The organism is Pantoea sp. Z09 (genome assembly GCF_022394795.1).
Taxonomy (GTDB): Bacteria; Pseudomonadota; Gammaproteobacteria; order Enterobacterales; family Enterobacteriaceae; genus Pantoea; species Pantoea latae.
In genome coordinates this window covers 1,835,602-1,852,091 of sequence record NZ_CP092373.1, presented here as the reverse complement: position 1 = coordinate 1,852,091, position 16,490 = coordinate 1,835,602, and the positions used below count along the sequence as shown (strand labels likewise).

Annotated in this window: 19 protein-coding genes; 6 read left to right on the top strand and 13 right to left on the bottom strand. The window is 57.9% G+C overall.

Features of this window, described 5'->3' with window-relative positions; translation table 11 throughout:
• Positions 1-74 precede the first annotated feature (74 nt).
• On the top strand, positions 75-578 hold the full coding sequence (gene tpx / locus MC269_RS08835) for a thiol peroxidase (protein ID WP_239954933.1): 504 nt from the start codon (positions 75-77) through the stop codon (positions 576-578).
• Positions 579-596: 18 nt separating this feature from the next.
• On the opposite strand, the gene tyrR is transcribed toward tpx, so the two are convergent.
• From tyrR to pspA, 7 genes are all read right to left on the bottom strand, one after another.
• On the bottom strand, positions 597-2,177 hold the full coding sequence (gene tyrR / locus MC269_RS08830; RefSeq protein ID WP_239954932.1) for a transcriptional regulator TyrR: 1,581 nt from the start codon (positions 2,175-2,177) through the stop codon (positions 597-599).
• 145 nt (positions 2,178-2,322) lie between these two features.
• Entirely contained in the window at positions 2,323-3,390 is a 1,068-nt protein-coding gene (locus MC269_RS08825; protein ID WP_239954931.1) for a TIGR01620 family protein, read from the bottom strand.
• The gene (locus tag MC269_RS08820; RefSeq protein ID WP_239954930.1) at positions 3,387-4,781 is read right to left on the bottom strand and encodes a YcjX family protein; all 1,395 of its coding nucleotides are present in this window, start codon (positions 4,779-4,781) and stop codon (positions 3,387-3,389) included. Before MC269_RS08820 ends, MC269_RS08825 begins: the two co-directional genes overlap by 4 nt.
• Positions 4,765-5,010 (bottom strand): phage shock protein PspD, encoded by a 246-nt coding sequence (pspD, locus tag MC269_RS08815; protein WP_081138217.1) that lies wholly within the window; start codon positions 5,008-5,010, stop codon positions 4,765-4,767. The genes MC269_RS08820 and pspD overlap by 17 nt, the downstream gene beginning before the upstream one ends.
• 55 nt (positions 5,011-5,065) lie before the next feature.
• Positions 5,066-5,413 (bottom strand): envelope stress response membrane protein PspC, encoded by a 348-nt coding sequence (gene pspC / locus MC269_RS08810; protein WP_239954929.1) that lies wholly within the window; start codon positions 5,411-5,413, stop codon positions 5,066-5,068.
• Positions 5,410-5,634, bottom strand: coding sequence for an envelope stress response membrane protein PspB (gene pspB / locus MC269_RS08805; protein ID WP_081138215.1), 225 nt, complete (start codon positions 5,632-5,634; stop codon positions 5,410-5,412). Before pspB ends, pspC begins: the two co-directional genes overlap by 4 nt.
• A gap of 37 nt (positions 5,635-5,671) precedes the next feature.
• The gene (pspA, locus tag MC269_RS08800; RefSeq protein WP_239954928.1) at positions 5,672-6,337 is read right to left on the bottom strand and encodes a phage shock protein PspA; all 666 of its coding nucleotides are present in this window, start codon (positions 6,335-6,337) and stop codon (positions 5,672-5,674) included.
• Between the two features lie 163 nt (positions 6,338-6,500).
• On the opposite strand from pspA, the gene pspF reads away from it, so the two are divergent.
• The 4 genes from pspF to MC269_RS08780 all read left to right on the top strand — a co-directional run bounded on the left by pspF (position 6,501) and on the right by MC269_RS08780 (position 10,910).
• The gene (gene pspF / locus MC269_RS08795) at positions 6,501-7,496 is read left to right on the top strand and encodes a phage shock protein operon transcriptional activator (protein ID WP_239954927.1); all 996 of its coding nucleotides are present in this window, start codon (positions 6,501-6,503) and stop codon (positions 7,494-7,496) included.
• 349 nt (positions 7,497-7,845) lie between these two features.
• Positions 7,846-9,468 (top strand): ABC transporter substrate-binding protein SapA, encoded by a 1,623-nt coding sequence (gene sapA, locus MC269_RS08790; protein ID WP_081138209.1) that lies wholly within the window; start codon positions 7,846-7,848, stop codon positions 9,466-9,468.
• Entirely contained in the window at positions 9,469-10,434 is a 966-nt protein-coding gene (sapB, locus tag MC269_RS08785) for a putrescine export ABC transporter permease SapB (protein ID WP_081138207.1), read from the top strand. It begins immediately after the preceding gene.
• Positions 10,435-10,502: 68 nt separating this feature from the next.
• A complete protein-coding gene (locus tag MC269_RS08780; RefSeq protein ID WP_239954926.1) occupies positions 10,503-10,910 on the top strand; it encodes a hypothetical protein in 408 nt (135 codons plus the stop codon).
• Between the two features lie 31 nt (positions 10,911-10,941).
• On the opposite strand, the gene MC269_RS08775 is transcribed toward MC269_RS08780, so the two are convergent.
• Positions 10,942-11,226 carry a hypothetical protein gene (locus MC269_RS08775; protein ID WP_239954924.1) on the bottom strand — a complete coding sequence of 95 codons (285 nt, stop codon included), beginning with the start codon at positions 11,224-11,226 and terminating at the stop codon, positions 10,942-10,944.
• Between the two features lie 658 nt (positions 11,227-11,884).
• On the opposite strand from MC269_RS08775, the gene MC269_RS18865 reads away from it, so the two are divergent.
• Positions 11,885-12,238 (top strand): SymE family type I addiction module toxin, encoded by a 354-nt coding sequence (locus MC269_RS18865; protein ID WP_371824368.1) that lies wholly within the window; start codon positions 11,885-11,887, stop codon positions 12,236-12,238.
• Between the two features lie 50 nt (positions 12,239-12,288).
• Here MC269_RS18865 and MC269_RS08770 read toward each other — a convergent pair whose 3' ends face one another.
• The 5 genes from MC269_RS08770 to MC269_RS18860 form a co-directional block, all read right to left on the bottom strand.
• Entirely contained in the window at positions 12,289-12,750 is a 462-nt protein-coding gene (locus MC269_RS08770; protein ID WP_239954922.1) for an immunity 42 family protein, read from the bottom strand.
• Positions 12,747-14,135: a VENN motif pre-toxin domain-containing protein gene (locus tag MC269_RS08765; protein ID WP_239954918.1), complete on the bottom strand. Its 1,389-nt coding sequence runs from the start codon at positions 14,133-14,135 to the stop codon at positions 12,747-12,749. Before MC269_RS08765 ends, MC269_RS08770 begins: the two co-directional genes overlap by 4 nt.
• 83 nt (positions 14,136-14,218) lie before the next feature.
• The gene (locus tag MC269_RS08760) at positions 14,219-14,530 is read right to left on the bottom strand and encodes a hypothetical protein (RefSeq protein ID WP_239954916.1); all 312 of its coding nucleotides are present in this window, start codon (positions 14,528-14,530) and stop codon (positions 14,219-14,221) included.
• A 16-nt stretch (positions 14,531-14,546) separates the two neighbouring features.
• Positions 14,547-15,089 (bottom strand): immunity 42 family protein, encoded by a 543-nt coding sequence (locus MC269_RS08755; protein ID WP_239954914.1) that lies wholly within the window; start codon positions 15,087-15,089, stop codon positions 14,547-14,549.
• Between the two features lie 2 nt (positions 15,090-15,091).
• On the bottom strand, positions 15,092-16,483 hold the full coding sequence (locus MC269_RS18860; RefSeq protein ID WP_371824367.1) for a VENN motif pre-toxin domain-containing protein: 1,392 nt from the start codon (positions 16,481-16,483) through the stop codon (positions 15,092-15,094).
• Between the last annotated feature and the right edge of the window lie 7 nt (positions 16,484-16,490).

Sequence of the window (16,490 nt, the reverse complement as noted above, 5' to 3'; positions counted from 1 at the left end):
TATGTCATAACCCTTTTTTCAGACGCTTTTCATCTGTAGGCAGTCACGTTTTATCTGACTTTTAAGGAATCGCTATGTCTCACACTGTTCACTTTCAGGGCAACCCGGTAGAGGTTGCTGGTCACTTTCCGCAGGCGGGCGAACAGGCTCAGCCTTTCACGCTGGTGGCAAAAAATCTTACCGACGTGTCGCTCTCTGAGTATGCAGGAAAACGCAAGGTTCTGAATATTTTTCCCAGCGTCGACACCGGCGTCTGCGCCGCGTCCGTACGCCGCTTCAACCAGCTGGCGAGCGAATTAACTAATACGGTGGTGCTGTGCATCTCCGCCGATCTGCCGTTTGCGCAGTCGCGCTTTTGCGGCGCCGACAACCTGAATAACGTCGTTACCCTCTCGACGCTGCGCGGCGCTGAGTTCAAAAATGCGTATGGCGTTGAAATTGCCGCAGGCGCGCTGGCGGGCCTGACGGCGCGCGCGGTGGTGGTGCTGGATGAGCATGACAACGTGCTGTACAGCCAGCTGGTCAACGAGATCACCACCGAACCCGATTACGACGCAGCGCTGGCTGTGCTGAAGTAACGTTAACCCCGGCGGCTGTCAGCCGCCGTTTTTCTCTTCCCGTTCGCCGCGCTTCTGGCCCAGGCCATATTCGCGCAGTTTATTGGCGATCGCCGTATGCGACACGCCGAGCCGTTTCGCCAGCTTGCGCGTGCTGGGATAGGAGAGATAGAGGCGCGTCAGCACCGAGCGCTCGAAGCGGCTGGTGATCTCATCCAGCGTTCCCTCCATCGCCTCTTCCGCCAGTGAAGCGTCCAGCGCCTGCTCAGGTAGCACGATATCCTGCGGCCGCAGTTCGTACCCCTCCAGCTGAGTCAGCGCGCGATAGAGCGCGTTTTTTAACTGGCGCACGTTGCCCGGCCAGCTGTAGCGCGTCAAAAATCCGTTAAGCTGCGGCGACAGGCGCGGACGCGGGATCCCCTGCTCGTCGGCGAAGCGCGCCACAAACATCTCGGTCAGCGGCAAAATATCCTGCGGGCGCTCGCGCAGCGGCGGCAGATGCAGCGTCAACACGTTCAGGCGGTAGAAAAGATCCTCGCGGAACTCGCCGCGCTGCACCAGTTCGATCAGGTTCTTCTGCGTGGCGCAGATTACGCGCACGTCGACATGCACCTCATGCTCTTCGCCGACGCGGCGGAAGGTGCCGTCATTGAGGAAGCGCAGCAGCTTGGTCTGCATGCGCGGCGACATCTCGCCGATCTCATCCAGCAGCACCGAGCCGCCGCTGGCCTGCTCGAAAAAGCCCTTTTTCCCCTCCAGCGCGTTGGGATAGGCACCAGCGGCGTGGCCGAAAAGTTCGCTCTCTGCGACATCGTCCGGCAGTGAGGCGCAGTTAAGCGCCAGGAACGGCTTTTTGCCGCGCGCGCTGCGCAGGTGGCAGGCGCGCGCCAGCATATCTTTGCCGGTGCCGGTGTCGCCGACGATCAGCAGCGGCGCGTCGTGCATCGCCAGCTTGCGCGCCTGGTCGATCACCTGCCGCATCTTCGGCGTTACCGCGATAATGTGGTCGAACTCCGACTCGTCAGTCACCACCAGGTTTTGCAGCTGACGCCCCATGCGGGCGGTGGATTTCAGCATCACCATCGCGCCGACCGGCTGGTCGCCCGCGCCTTCGTCGGCGGTCAGATAGACAGGATGCGCCTCCATCAGGAAGTCGCGGCCGTCGATGACCACATGCTGCGCCTGCGCCTCGACGCGGTCGCTCTCCAGCCAGCGCTGAAAGTTAAACCCGCTAATCAGGTTGCCCGCGCTGTGGTTGCGAATTTTCTGCTCGTCGAGGTCGAACAGGGTCTGCGCCGCCGGGTTCGCCAGCTCCACTTTGCTTTTCAGATCGATGGAAAACACCGGCTCCGGCATCGCCACCAGCAGCGCGCTCAGGGCGCGATGCTCGCGTTCCGAAGGCATATAGGCGACGGTGCGCACGTCGGTGACGCCAGGGGTGCGGCGGATCTCCGCCATCAGGCTGCTGAACTGGTCGAATTCCAGTGCGGAAAAATTGAGGTAAATACGGCCGAGCGCCGCGATTTCGATGCCGCGCAGGTCGATATTACGGGCGACTAACAGATCGAGCAGCTCGCGCGCCAGGCCGATACGGTCCTGGCAGAAGACTTCAAGACGCATTGCGATGGCCTTAGTCAGGTGAAGAATCGGGAGATAATACGCTAACTTGCGGCGGGTCAGAAGAGGCGTGGAAGCAAAAGTTGACACTGCTGTTCAGGATCAGGTGCGCGCCGCACGAACGGCGGCGCACAGGGGAGGAAAAAAGTTAACTTTCGCGCTTCACGCCGCTTTTGGGCAGCGTCTCTTTTAGCTGGGCGATCAGGTCGCGGCGGAAATCGCCGAGGCGCGGCTTGTCGTCCGCCAGCCAGGGCAGCGGACGGCACAGCTCCATCGCCTTGATGCCGAGCCGCGCGGTCAGCAGGCCTGCGCCGATGCCCTGCGCGGCGCGGGCGGAGAGCCGTGCGGCGATATCCTGCGACATCCAGTCCATTCCCACCTCACGCACCAGCTCCGACGCGCCGGCGAACGCCATGTTCAGCAGCACCAGACGAAACAGCCGCAGCCGGCTGAAGTAGCCCAGCTCGATGCCGTAGATGGCGGCGATGCGGTTGACCAGCCGCAGATTGCGCCAGGCGATAAAGGCCATATCCACCAGCGCCAGCGGGCTGACGGCGATCATCAGGGTCGACTCCGCCGCATGGCGGCCGATTTCGCGCCGTGCCTGGCGATCCTGCACCGGCTGCACCAGCTGCGCATAGAGCGTGACGGTTTCACGATCGTTCTGGGTTTCATGCAGCGCGGCGTGCCAGCGCTGCAGCGCCGGATGCGCCTGATCGATGCCCGCCTGCTGCGCCAGCTTTTCGCAGAAGGGGCGGCCTTTGCCGACGCTATGGCTGTGCAGTAGCTCGCGACCGACGTCGCGCGTTTCGGCACGCGCGCGCAGCTTATAGAGGCGACGCCACTCGCTAGTAAGCGCGCCGACGCCGGCAATAACGATCAGGCCGCCCGCCGCGCCGCTGCCGAGCGCAAACCAGTCGCGCGTCAGCCAGGCGTCATGCAGCCACTGCGCGCTCTGCGCCACCACGCTGGCGGCGAACAATGCCACGCCGGCGCCCACCAGCCTGCGCCACAGGCTGCGCTTCGGCCGCAGCGCCTGCTCGACCGCGCGCTCTCCAGCACCCTCTTCCAGCACCTCGTCAGCCTGCTCGTCCACGGCGAGAAACGCCTGCCGCGCCTCCTCGTCAAACGCCTGCGCCGGACGCAGCGCCGGCTCGCGCGCGGCCTCCAGCGGTCGGGCAAAATCGATACGCGGTTTGAGTTTTTCTTCGCTCATCGCAGCTTGTCTCCTAATAAAAATTCCAGCGCGGCGTCCATGCGGATATGGGGCAGCGGACGATCGATATCGAGCGGCTGCGGCCGGAACTGTTCAAACTGAAATCCCTGCTGCTGCCAGAAGGCGTGCCCCGGCAGGCGCGGCGGCACTTCGCCAGGATAAAACGTCAGGGCTTCGCCGTCCGTCAGCCGTTCACCGCGCAGGGCCGGGATCTTCTCGCCGCGATGATCCACCAGCCCGCTCTGGGTGGCCTGTACCGACGCCAGCCCGATACACTCCATGCTGATGCCTTCGAACGCCGCGTTTTGCCAGGCATCCTGCACCAGCTGCTGCAGCAGCGACACCATATTGGCGTGCTGATCGGCGGTGATGTGGTCCGCTTTGGTGGCGGCGAACAGCAGTTTGTCGATGACCGGCGCAAACAGCCGGCGGAACAGGGTGCGCTGTCCGTAGTGGAAACTCTGCATCAGCTGGGTCAGCGCCAGCCGCATGTCGTTAAACGCCTGCGGGCCGCTGTTAAGCGGCTGCAGGCAGTCCACCAGCACGATCTGACGGTCGAAGCGCAGGAAGTGGTTGCGGTAAAAGTCCTTCACCACATGCTGGCAGTAGTAGCGAAAGCGCTGCTGCAGCATGGCAAAGTTGCTGCCTTTATCAGCCTGCGCCAGCTTGCCGCGCTCCGCTTCGTCCGCCAGCGGCCAGGGAAAGAACTGCAGCGCGGGCGCGCCCGCCATTTCACCCGGCAGCACAAAGCGGCCCGGCTGGATAAAGTGCAGCCCTTCGGCTTTGCACTGGTGCAGATAGTCGGTCCAGGCGGCGGCGATCGCGGCCAGCCGGTTCTCATCGGCGGGCGCAAAGGGATCCAGCGAGGCGCACAGTTCGCGCCAGGGCTGCGCCCACTGCGCGCGATCGCCCTGCAGCAGCCCCACCATCTGCCGTGACCAGTCAAGATACTCCTGCGCCAGCATCGGCAGGTCGAGCAGCCACTCACCGGGATAGTCGACGATTTCCAGATAGAGCGTCGCGCTCTCTTTGAAGTGACGCAGCAGCGAATCCTGCGAGCGATAGCGCAGCGCCAGCCGCATTTCACTGACGCCGCGCGTCGGGGTCGGCCAGGCGGGCGGTGTGCCATAGAGCTGCGCCAGCCCTTCATCGTAGGTGAAGCGCGCCGTGCCCATGTCGCGCTGTGGAATGCGCTTGACGCCCAGCAGCCGCTCGTCGCGCACCACAGAAAAGAGCGGCAGGCGAGCGCCGCTGTGCACGTTAAGCAGCTGGTTAACTAAAGAGGTAATAAAAGCGGTTTTACCGCTGCGGCTCAGGCCGGTGACCGCCAGGCGCAGATGACGATCCGCGCCGCGGTTGAGCAATGAGAGTAGTTCAGACTTGTTTATCATCTTTTTCCCTGATGAAGCGCGCCGTCGCCCGCTTCATCACGCGCTGCAGCAACGGCTCCAGCGCCAGGGAAAGCAGAATGCGCAGAGGACGACGCGCAACCGATTTTACCGCCCAGCCGGTCAGTCCGGCAGGCCCGTAACTCACGGCATTGATAATGATGAATTTCCCGACCGACTTCAACGCGGGGGTCGCGCGGCGGCGAAAAGAGGACGTGCGTGAATATGACAAAGTAAACCTCCGGTTGAGCAGGATAACGGAACCGGTTCGGTTCCGTCAGGAAACATCAGAGCTGGCGAAAGCGGCTGCGCACGCTGAAGGTTTCAGACGTCACGTAGCGCTCTATGTCGCGCACGCTGTACTCATCGCGTCGCAGCGCGCTTTCCAGCCGGTCCAGCAGTTCGCCGGCGCTCGGCGTGCCGGGTCCCTCTGCGGCATCCGCCGATTTCGGGTCGAGCAGATAGCCCAGAATAAAGTAGGCGCTGACGGTGATGGCGAACAGGCCGAAAAACAGCGACAGCACCACAATCACGCGCAGCAGACGCACCGGGATATCGAGATACTCCGCCACGCCGGCGCAGACGCCCATCAGCTTCCCTTCTTCCGGCTTACGCCACAGCTTGCGTTTGATCATGGCTGCCTCCAGTTGGGATGCTCGGCATCCAGAATCGACTCCAGCGCATGGATGCGATCGCGCATACGTTCCGCCTCCTGCGTCAGCTGCTGCAGGCGCTGAAGATCGCCTGCCGACAGGTCGTTGCCGCTGCGGCGATTGCTGTAGTGCAGCCATAACCAGATCGGCGCCACGAACAGCACGAAAATGGTCAGCGGTATAGCGAGAAAAAGTGCGCTCATTGACTCTCCTTAATCAGTTTCGCAGTGCAAATAATCATTATTCGCTACGGTTCATTTTGGCTTTCAGCGCTTCCAGCTGCTGGCTGATTTCGTCATCGGCCTGCAGATCGGCGAACTGCGCGTCCAGCGATTTTGACTTGCCGAAACGCTGACTTTCCGCTTCCGCTTCCATATGGTCGATGCGACGCTCGAAAGATTCGAACCGCGCCATCGCCTCATCCAGCTTGCCGCTGTCGAGCTGACGACGTGCGTCGCGCGAGGTAGAGGCCGCCTGATGACGCAGCGTCAGCGCCTGCTGGCGAGCGCGCGTTTCACCTAGCTTTTTCTCCAGCTCGCCGATTTCGCCTTTCATGCGCTCCAGCGTCTCTTCTACGTGAACCACTTCCTGCTGCAGCGAGGCGATCAGCTCGGTGAGCTTTTGCTTTTCAATCAGCGCCGCACGCGCCAGATCGTCTTTCTCTTTACGCAGCGCCAGCTCCGCTTTTTCCTGCCATTCGGCCTGCTGGATTTCCGCCTGTTCAATACGGCGATTCAGCTGTTTTTTCTCTGCCAGCGCGCGCGCCGAGGTCGAGCGCACTTCAATCAGCGTGTCTTCCATCTCCTGAATCATCAGGCGTACCAGTTTCTGCGGATCTTCCGCACGCTCCAGCAGCGAATTGATGTTGGCGTTAACGATGTCGGCGAAACGAGAAAAAATACCCATAATGATGTTCCTCTTTGATTATGTTGGTGCGCCATGCGCTGATTGGTATATTCAAAAGTCGTGCCAGTTTTTATTTTATTGATTATAAAGAATATTTATTTTTTACAGCGCAGCGCGCCTCGCGTAAGGTAGTGAAATTGATTAAGAGATAGTGAATTTCATCATGGCTGGCAGCAACGATAATTTGTTGGGTGAATCCAACAACTTTTTAGAAGTGCTTGAGCAGGTGTCGATGCTGGCGCCGCTTGAGAAGCCTGTGCTGGTGGTAGGCGAGCGCGGCACCGGCAAAGAGCTGATCGCCAGCCGCCTGCATTATCTTTCCGACCGCTGGCAGGGCCCGTTTATCTCGCTTAACTGCGCCGCCCTCAATGAGAACCTGCTCGACTCCGAGCTGTTCGGCCATGAGGCGGGTGCCTTTACCGGCGCGCAGAAGCGCCATCTTGGCCGCTTCGAGCGCGCCGATGGCGGCACGCTGTTTCTCGACGAGCTGGCGACCGCGCCGATGCTGGTGCAGGAGAAATTGCTGCGCGTGATTGAGTATGGCCAGCTGGAGCGCGTCGGCGGCAATCACGCCTTGCAGGTTAACGTGCGGCTGGTGTGCGCCACCAATGAGGATCTGCCCGCGCTGGCGGCAGCGGGAAAATTTCGCGCCGACCTGCTCGATCGTCTCGCCTTCGATGTGGTGCAGCTTCCGCCGCTGCGCGAGCGCCGCAGCGATATTCTGGTGATGGCGGAACACTTCGCCATTCAGATGTGTCGCGAGCTGGGGCTGCCGCTGTTTCCGGGCTTTACGCCCGAGGCGCAGCAGACGCTGCTGGCGTATCAGTGGCCAGGCAACGTGCGCGAGCTGAAGAACGTGGTTGAGCGTTCGGTTTATCGCCATCACAGCAGCGAAGCGCCGCTCGACCGCATTATCATTAATCCCTTTGCGCCGCGCGCGCAGCCGGTGACAGCGCCGGAAGAAACGGCTGACGCCCTGCCCGCGTTGCCGCTCGACCTGCGACTCTGGCAGAACCAGCAGGAGCGCGCGCTGGTGGAAGCCAGCCTGGCTCAGGCGAAATTTAATCAGCGCCGCGCCGCCGATCTGCTGGGCGTGACCTACCACCAGCTGCGGGCGATGATGAAGAAGCATGGGATACAGGCGCGCGACGAGGGTTAATTTTTGACCTGACCGGGGTAGCCAAGCGCAGCCAACGCAGCTGCAGCGCAAAAGATGACGGGAAAAAGGATGGGCAAAAAAAAGCCCGCATACGCGGGCAACAATACTGGAAGCAATGTGAGCAATGTCGTGCTCTTCTTCGGTAGAGCCACCGTCGAAGCGCAATGAAATAATAATCATTCTTGTTCTCACTTGTAAAGCCCTAATTGAGAATTTTTCTCATTACCATAAACAGAGTGTGTCTTTAGCCTGCTCTCTGCCCAAATTCACCTCAGCCGCGCCCACATATTTTGGGACATTGCCGCCTTTGCGATACACTCAGCCTATTGCCCGAACACCGTTGAGTTCTATGCCAAAACTAATCCTGTCGCTGATGCTGCTCCTCAGCGTAATCAGCGCTTCTGCCTGGTCAGAAGAGAGCCGCGATATCCGCCACAGCGGCTTTGTCTACTGCGTCAACGGCACGCTAAATACCTTTAACCCGCAGATGGCGAGTAGTGGCCTTGCGGTCGATACCCTCGCCGCACAGCTGTATGACCGCCTGCTGGATGTCGATCCCTATACCTATCGCCTGGTGCCCGATCTCGCCTCCAGCTGGGAAGTGCGCGATAACGGCGCGACCTACCGTTTTCATCTGCGCAGCAAGGTCGCGTTTCAACACACGGCGTGGTTTACCCCCACGCGCACCATGAACGCGGATGACGTGGTGTTTAGCTTTGCCCGTATGTTTGATCGCCATCATCCGTGGCACAACGTTAACGGCGGCAGCTACCCCTACTTCGACAGTCTGCAGTTTTCCGATTCGGTGCAGAGCGTTAAAAAGCTCGACAGCAATACCGTAGAGATCCGGCTCAACAGCCCGGACGCCTCATTCCTCTGGCATCTGGCGACCCATTACGCGCCTGTGCTCTCGGCAGAGTATGCCGATCAGCTGACCCGCAGCGGCCGTCAGGAAGAGATGGATCGCCAGCCGGTCGGCACCGGTCCCTATCAGCTAAGCGAATATCGTGCCGGACAGTACATTCGGCTGGCGCGCAATCCTGCCTACTGGAAAGGCGTGCCGCGCCTGCAGCAGGCGGTTATCGATATGGGCGCAGGCGGCACGGGTCGCTTGTCCAAACTACTGACGGGCGAATGCGACGTGCTGGCCTATCCCGCCGCCAGCCAGATCTCTATTCTGCGCGACGATCCCCGCCTGCGCATGACGCTGCGTCCAGGGATGAATATCGCCTATCTGGCGTTCAACACCCGCAAACCGCCGCTCGATCGTCCCGAAGTGCGCCACGCGCTGGCGCTGGCGATCAATAACGAACGCCTGATGGAGTCCATCTATTACGGCACGGCGGAAACCGCCGCCTCGGTGCTGCCGCGCGCCTCCTGGGCATACGATAGCGAAGCGCGCGTCACCGAATATGACCCGAAAAAAGCGCGCGCGATGCTGGAGTCGCTGGGCGTGACCGATCTCCATCTGCGTCTGGTGGTGCCGTCCGCCTCGCAGGCGTGGAACCCCAGCCCGCTGAAAACGGCGGAGCTGTTGCAGGCGGATCTGGCGCAGGTGGGCGTGCAGGTCAGCATCGCGCCGGTCGAGGGTCGTTTTCAGGAGGCGCAGCTGATGGCGATGAACCACGATCTGACCCTCACCGGCTGGGCCACCGACAGCAACGATCCCGACAGTTTTTTCCGGCCGCTGTTGAGCTGCGCAGCGATCCGCTCGCAGACCAACTATGCGCACTGGTGTTCGCCCGGCTTTGATGAGGCGCTGCAGAAAGCGCTGCTGTCGCAGCAGCTGGCGGGCCGTATTGAGAACTATCATCTGGCGCAGCAGATGCTGGCGCGCGATTTGCCGGTGCTGCCGCTCGCCTCTTCGCTGCGGCTGCAGGCCTATCGCCACGATATTAAAGGCCTGGTATTGAGTCCCTTCGGCAACGCCTCTTTTGCCGGGGTCTACCGTGATGAGCGCGAGGAGCCGTAAGTGATCATCTATATGTTGCGTCGTCTGTTATTGCTGGTCATTACCCTGTTCCTGCTGTCGCTGGTGGGCTTTAGCCTGAGCTATTTCACGCCCAACGCGCCGCTGGAAGGCGCCTCGCTGTTCGATGCCTGGTGGTTCTGGTTCAGCGGCATGCTGCAGTTTGATTTTGGCGTCTCCAGCACCAACGGCCAGGAGATTGGGCTGCAGCTGCGCGAAGTCTTTCCGGCCACGCTGGAACTTTGCGTGCTCTCTTTTGTGCTGGCGCTGCTGACCGGCATTCCGCTCGGCATCTGCGCGGGCGTGATGCGTAATAAATGGCAGGACAAACTAATTAGCGCACTGGCGCTGCTCGGCTTCTCCATGCCGGTGTTCTGGCTGGCGCTGCTGTTCACGCTGTTTTTCTCGCTGACGCTCGGCTGGCTGCCGGTATCCGGCCGCTTTGACCTGCTCTATCCGGTACAGAATATTACCGGCCTCGCGCTGGTGGACGCCTGGCTCAGCCCGTCGCCGTGGCGTCACGAGATGCTGGTCAGCGTGCTGACGCATATGATCCTGCCGGTGATTGTGCTGGCGGTCGCCCCCGCTACCGAAGTGATCCGCCTGCTGCGCGCCAGCACCAGCGAAGTGATGGATAAAAACTACGTGAAAGCAGCCGCGACGCGCGGGCTGTCGCGCTTTACCGTGATCCGTCGCCACGTGCTGCACAATGCGCTGCCGCCGGTGATCCCGCGTTTAGGGCTGCAGTTTTCTACCATGCTGACGCTGGCGATGATTACTGAGGTAGTGTTCAACTGGCCCGGCCTGGGCCGCTGGTTGATCAATGCGATTCGCCAGCAGGATTACGCGGCGATTTCCGCCGGCGTAATGGTGATTGGCGGGCTGGTGATCCTGGTGAATGTGATTTCCGATATCGTCGGCGCAGCGATGAATCCGCTGAAGCATAAAGAGTGGTATGCGCTGCGGTAGTTACCGGAGGCGTAAGATGCAACCGTCCCGACTGCATGGGTTATTGACTGTGTGCCGGGATGTTGTTGATGAGGTTATGGGTGTTATCTGCTAGCCAGGCCCTGTGTTGCCGCCGTCGCCGCCTGAAGTCCCTGCTGCAACGAACTGCCGGTGACGAACGGCTTCATTGCCGTGTCAAATGCCTGCTTCGCTATTTCATCAGCGGTCGGATTCAGCGTGCCTTTAGCCCGCAGCGCTTCTCTGGCCGCCGCCAGCGCTTCCGGGTTTGCCTGGGCCTTCAGCCCCGCTATCTCACCCTGCGTCCGCGCTATATCCGCAACCTGCACGCCGATTTCCGCAATCATCTGCGCGGTTTGCAGGCGCTTCTGCTCTTTCTCTTTGTTAAAGATCGGACTGATGCTGTCGTTGGCATGCTCCGGATCGCGGCTCAGGTCAGCCAGGCTCTGCTGCTGGCTGGCTTGATCGTCGTCACCTGAAGGATTGAGAGTTCATCCTGTTCTGCCGGACTCAGACCGCCTTCAGCACGCGCTTTTTTTCCAGCAGCTCAATGGTACGGCTGGCATAATCAGCCTGTAACATGCCCGCTTCATTTGCTTTATCGACACAGTCCTGAGCACCAGAGCAGTTCACCACGCTTTCATGTTGCTCAGCATTTATTTTCTTATATTTTTCAACAACATCGCTACAGGCATCTCCAAGGCACTGAGCCATTTCTTTGGCCTGATCCTGGTTTTTTTGCACACCCAGCGCATTATTCTCAACAACAACGTTATCCGGTGCGCAGCTTGGCACCTAACGTACTTTTTCCTTGTCCTTTCAGCAGATTACATCGTATTTCACCTGCTGCGTGCCGGGCATCACAACTTTTTGCCCCGACGCTACTTTTTCTCCCGCGCACGCTACCGCACTGGTCAACATCACCAGGTACAGCAGCCACCGCGCCGCCTTCCTTAACCTTTTCATCACGCTTTCCCTGCGTTTACCGTTCGCGCATTTTAACAGCACTTTTGCCGCTGTCACGCCGCGGCGCGAAGCCTGGACGCACCTTGCCTGTGGCCCAGCTCCGCGTCTGCCGGGCGCGGGCTGGCGAGGCCCGTAAGCGACGGTACGGCGCTCTGTGGCACTGATGGCTGAAGGATGTGAGGCTTTGCATGACCGTGCCGTGGTCGGACTGCTTCACCTGCCTGGCCACCGGAGCACCGCAGCCTCAGTAGACGATGAGTTTGTATGAACCCGCCGAACCGGGGCGGATAGCGGAAGCTGGCTGTGGCGGTAAGGAGTGACCCGCGCCGTTTGCGGGGCACGACCAGACGTAGACAGGCGACGCCGGGCGGGCATTAACTTCCTTCAGCGGAGGCCGCAGGCCGACCACCTTATTGCTGTTGGCTGAAGACGATGAGGTTACTGAGGTGAGGTCTTACCGACGGTTCCGCCGCTGACGCCGCCAGGGATGGCGGCCGCACCCGGTGCCTGTACGCCAGAAAGTCGTGTACCCAAAGCATCACAGCCGACCACGCGCTGTGAGTTCCACAGCCGGGCCGTTCATCGTGCAATATTTTTACGGGGTGAGTGGCTTGAACAGGCGGGATTTATTGACGGGATGCCGCTGAAGATACGGGTGATGCCGGACTGCATCGTTATCACTACCCAAGATACCCGCGAACTGTGGGGCTGCGTCGAAGGGTTAAGCATGTTACCCATTAACCGCCGGAAGGTCTCGAAGTGGCTGAAGGAGTTTCCCGGCGCGATGAACAGCACCAGCGCTGAGCCGAAGTTTAAGCGCAGCAGAAGGTATTTTGCGTAGGGGCCGACGGAACGATCCCGGCCAATAAAGGCCGGGATGATAATGCCATTTTATAAATGGCAGACTTTTAATTTATTAATTACATTTAGGATTGTTCCTGACGGGAGGACTGTTTCATTTATACTATCGCTAGTATCAGTACTCCATACAAGCCTATCTCCAGCACTTGTCTTAATAAAGTAAAGATAACAACGATTATCCTCCATCGGAATACATGTCATATCAAATAAACCATCAATCAATTTCTCACCATTACCAAGAAAATAATCCTTAGCGTTTTTGTAAAGTTCATCAGCGCTAAAATCTAAGTCATTGATAAAAAGCTCGTTAATTGGTGCCTTTGAATAGAAGCTAAACGTAGTTCGTAACTCAAAAACATCAACGGCATCAAACAGTTTTTTACCTTCAACATATAAAGTGAAAATCCCATTTCTCCAGATGTCATCTGGATCATTCCAGCATTCAACAACTTCAAACTGGAGAGCAAAACAATATGGATCGCCAAAAATCATTTTACCCTGACTCCTAATTGTTTCTGGATTGCTGTTGGTATCTGATCACTGGTCAAAGCATTCTTATCTGCGGTGCTTCCATTCCAGTGATACTCCCCATTCGTACCAACAAAACGATGTATATTCCCTTGGCTATCAACAGCAAATCGAACCTCTTTATTTGGGTACTGCTTTGTACTCGGAATTGATTGCTCGAAAAGCTTTAGTGAATCTTGAGGTTCAATACCGGCATTAGGTCTATTACTTGGCTGACCTAGTGTATGCTTTGGATTCGATTTATATATTAAACCATTAGCAGTAACAGTTGGTTGTGCCGTAGGTAAGGGACTTCCCTTACCACCTTTCCCAACCCCTGCCGCAATTCCAGCAGCACTTGTCCCTACCGCCTGAGCCAGCGAGTTTATCGCAAGCTGTTTCGCTTCTTCCGAGTCACCAGACGCCAGCGCGTTGTGAATGGCTGCCGTTCGATCTGCTTCAAGCTGGATCGTCGTCACTTGAAGGATCGAAAGTTCATTCTGTTCTTCCGGGCTCAGACCGCCATGAGTACGTGCTTTTTCCAGCAACTCATTAGTACGGTTGGCATAATCAGCCTGCAACCTGCCAACTTCATTCGCTTTATCAACACAGGCCTGAGTGCCAGAGCAGTTCACTACGCTTTCATGCTGCTCAGCATTTATTTTCTTATATTTTTCAATAACAGCGCTACAGGCATCTCCCTGGCACTGGGTCATTTCTTTGGCCCGTTCCTGGTTTTGCTGGACGCTCAGCGCATTATTCTCAACCGTCGTCTTCCCTGCCTGCGCGCCTGCAACCGCATCCGCCGAACGGCCTCCGGTCAGCCCGCCCGCCAGACCCGCCGCCAGCGTCGCCAGTGCGCTCACCGTCTGCTTCTCGGTTTCCGACAGCTCTGTCGCGCTTTTCCCGTAGACCTCCAGCGCTATCATGCCGGCCATTTCTGCCGTGGCCGCGCCTGCCGCGCCCACCAGCGCGTTGCTGCCCTGCGCCGCTGCCAGTGCCGCGTTTACCGCCGCGTGCGCCATCACCTTGCCGGCGTCATCTAAACCGCTGCTGCCGATAAGGCCTGCGATATAGGGCGCTGCCCCACCTGCAACAGCCTGCGCCACGCTACCGCCCGCAATACCCTGTATCGCCGCCGTCGCCGCCTGAAGTCCCTGCTGCAACGAACTCCCGGTGCCGAACGGCTTCATTGCCGTGTCAAAAGCCTGCTTCGCTATTTCATCGGCGGTCGGATTCAGTGTGCCTTTAGCCCGCAGCGCTTCTCTGGCTGCCGCCAGCGCTTCCGGGTTTGCCTGGGCCTTCAGCCCCGCTATCTCACCCTGCGTCCGCGCTATATCCGCAACCTGCACGCCGATTTCCGCAATCATCTGCGCGGTTTGCAGGCGCTTCTGCTCTTTCTCTTTGTTAAAGATCGGAGTGATGCTGTCGTTGGCATGCTCCGGATTGCGGCTCAGGTCAGCCAGGCTCTACTGCTGACTGGCTTGATCGTCGTCACCTGAAGGATTGAGAGTTCATCCTGTTCTGCCGGACGCAGACCGCCTTCAGCACGCGCTTTTTCTAGCTGCTCAATGGTACGGCTGGCATAATCAGCCTGCAACATGCCCGCTTCATTCACTTTATCGACACAGTCCTGAGCACCAGAGCAGTTCACTACGCTTTCATGTTGCTCAGCATTTATTTCCTTATATTTTTCAAAAATATGGATACAGTTATCTCCAAGGCACTGAGCCATTTCTTGGGCCCGTTCCTGGTTTTCCTGCACAACAAGCGCATTATTTTCAACTTAAAAGGGAATCTGCAAATTCTTTTACTTGCATGATAATTTCGTTTATCTCATCTTTTGAGATGGTTATATCTTCAATATTGGGATTATTAATACATCCCCAGACATTTTTTTCTCCACTTTCATCCTTTATAAGATGCTCTGTTTGACCGCCAATAATTCTCAATGAACCTTCATTTGCAACAGCAAAGAAACACCCACCAAAACTACTAACATTTGAAGATGTGATACAATAATCAAATACTTGCTCTGGATATTCATCATCTTCTGAAGGTTCCGGGTACGCCAAATTAAGTAAAGCCTCAAAAGCCTCTTTTTTCGGCAAGGTAAAGATCTCTCTATTCTCAGGATGTGAGACCAAAGCACAATCTTTACCAGTAATTTCATAAAGATCAGTAGATAAGGTTGATGTCCTGATGTCATCTGGATATAAATTTCCATTGATGAGCAAATAGAACAATCCATTCTCGTAAGATTCACTCCATTGAGGGATATAATCTGTCCAAATAGCAAAACGATATGGGTCACCAAAAATCATTTTTATCTCCATTTCCCGGGTAAGCCAAATTCTTTTCTTACAGTATTTGGAACTTCACTTTTTTTCAGCGGAACTGTTTTATCTCCTGTACTACCAGACCAGTGCCACGATCCATCATTGGTATTTGTAAATTGATGGACATTGCCATCGGTATCAATTGCATAACGTTTTTTCCCTGCTTCAATTGAATTGCCAAACAAAGTGATCGAATCTTTAGGCTCAGTCCCTGCTTTTAGGCTATATCCTTGCTGTCCGGGCGTATGTTTCCTATTCGATTGATAAACTAGGCCATTACTAGCTTTGACCGGCTGCGGTACGGGAACAGCACTTCCTTTGTTTCCGCCTTTCCCAACCCCCGCAGCTATTCCCGCAGCACTGGTTCCTGCCACCTGAGCCAGCGAGTTGATCGCAAGCTGCTTCGCCTCCGCTGAATCTCCGGACATCAACGCGTTATGAATTGCAGCGTTTCTGTCTGCCTCAAGCTGGATCGTCGTCACCTGAAGGATTGAAAGCTCGTTCTGTTCTGCCGGACTCAGACCGCCATCAGCACGGGCTTTTTCCAACAACTCACTGGTACGGTTAGCATAATCAGCCTGCAACCTGCCAACTTCATTCGCTTTATCAACACAGTCCTGAGCGCCTGTACACTCCACAACCCTCTTTTGTTGTGCCGCTGAGATCTGCTTGTACTTCTCGGTTACTGCTCCTTCACAGACTTTGTTGCCCTGACACTGCGACATTTCCTGAACGCGGGACTGGTTTTCCTGCACACCCAGCGCATTATTCTCAACCGTCGTCTTCCCTGCCTGCGCGCCCGCAACCGCATCCGCCGAACGGCCTCCGGTCAGGCCGCCCGCCAGGCCTGCCGCCAGCGTCGCCAGCGCGCTCACCGTCTGCTTTTCGGTTTCCGACAGCTCTGTCGCGCTTTTCCCGTAGACCTCCAGCGCTATCATGCCGGCCATTTCTGCCGTGGCCGCGCCTGCCGCGCCAACCAGCGCGTTGCTGCCCTGCGCCGCTGCCAGTGCCGCGTTTACCGCCGCGTGCGCCATCACCTTACCGGCGTCATCTAAACCGCTGCTGCCGATAATGCCTGCGATATAGGGCGCTGCCCCACCTGCTGCAGCCTGCGCCACGCTACCGCCCGCAATACCCTGTATCGCCGCCGTCGCCGCCTGAAGTCCCTGCTGCAACGAACTCCCGGTGCCGAACGGCTTCATTGCCGTGTCAAATGCCTGCTTCGCTATTTCATCAGCGGTAGGATTCAGCGTGCCTTTAGCCCGCAGCGCTTCTCTGGCTGCCGCCAGCGCTTCCGGGTTTGCCTGGGCCTGCAGCCCCGCTATTTCACCCTGCGTCCGCGCAATATCCGCAACCTGCACGCCGATTTCCGCAATCATCTGTTAA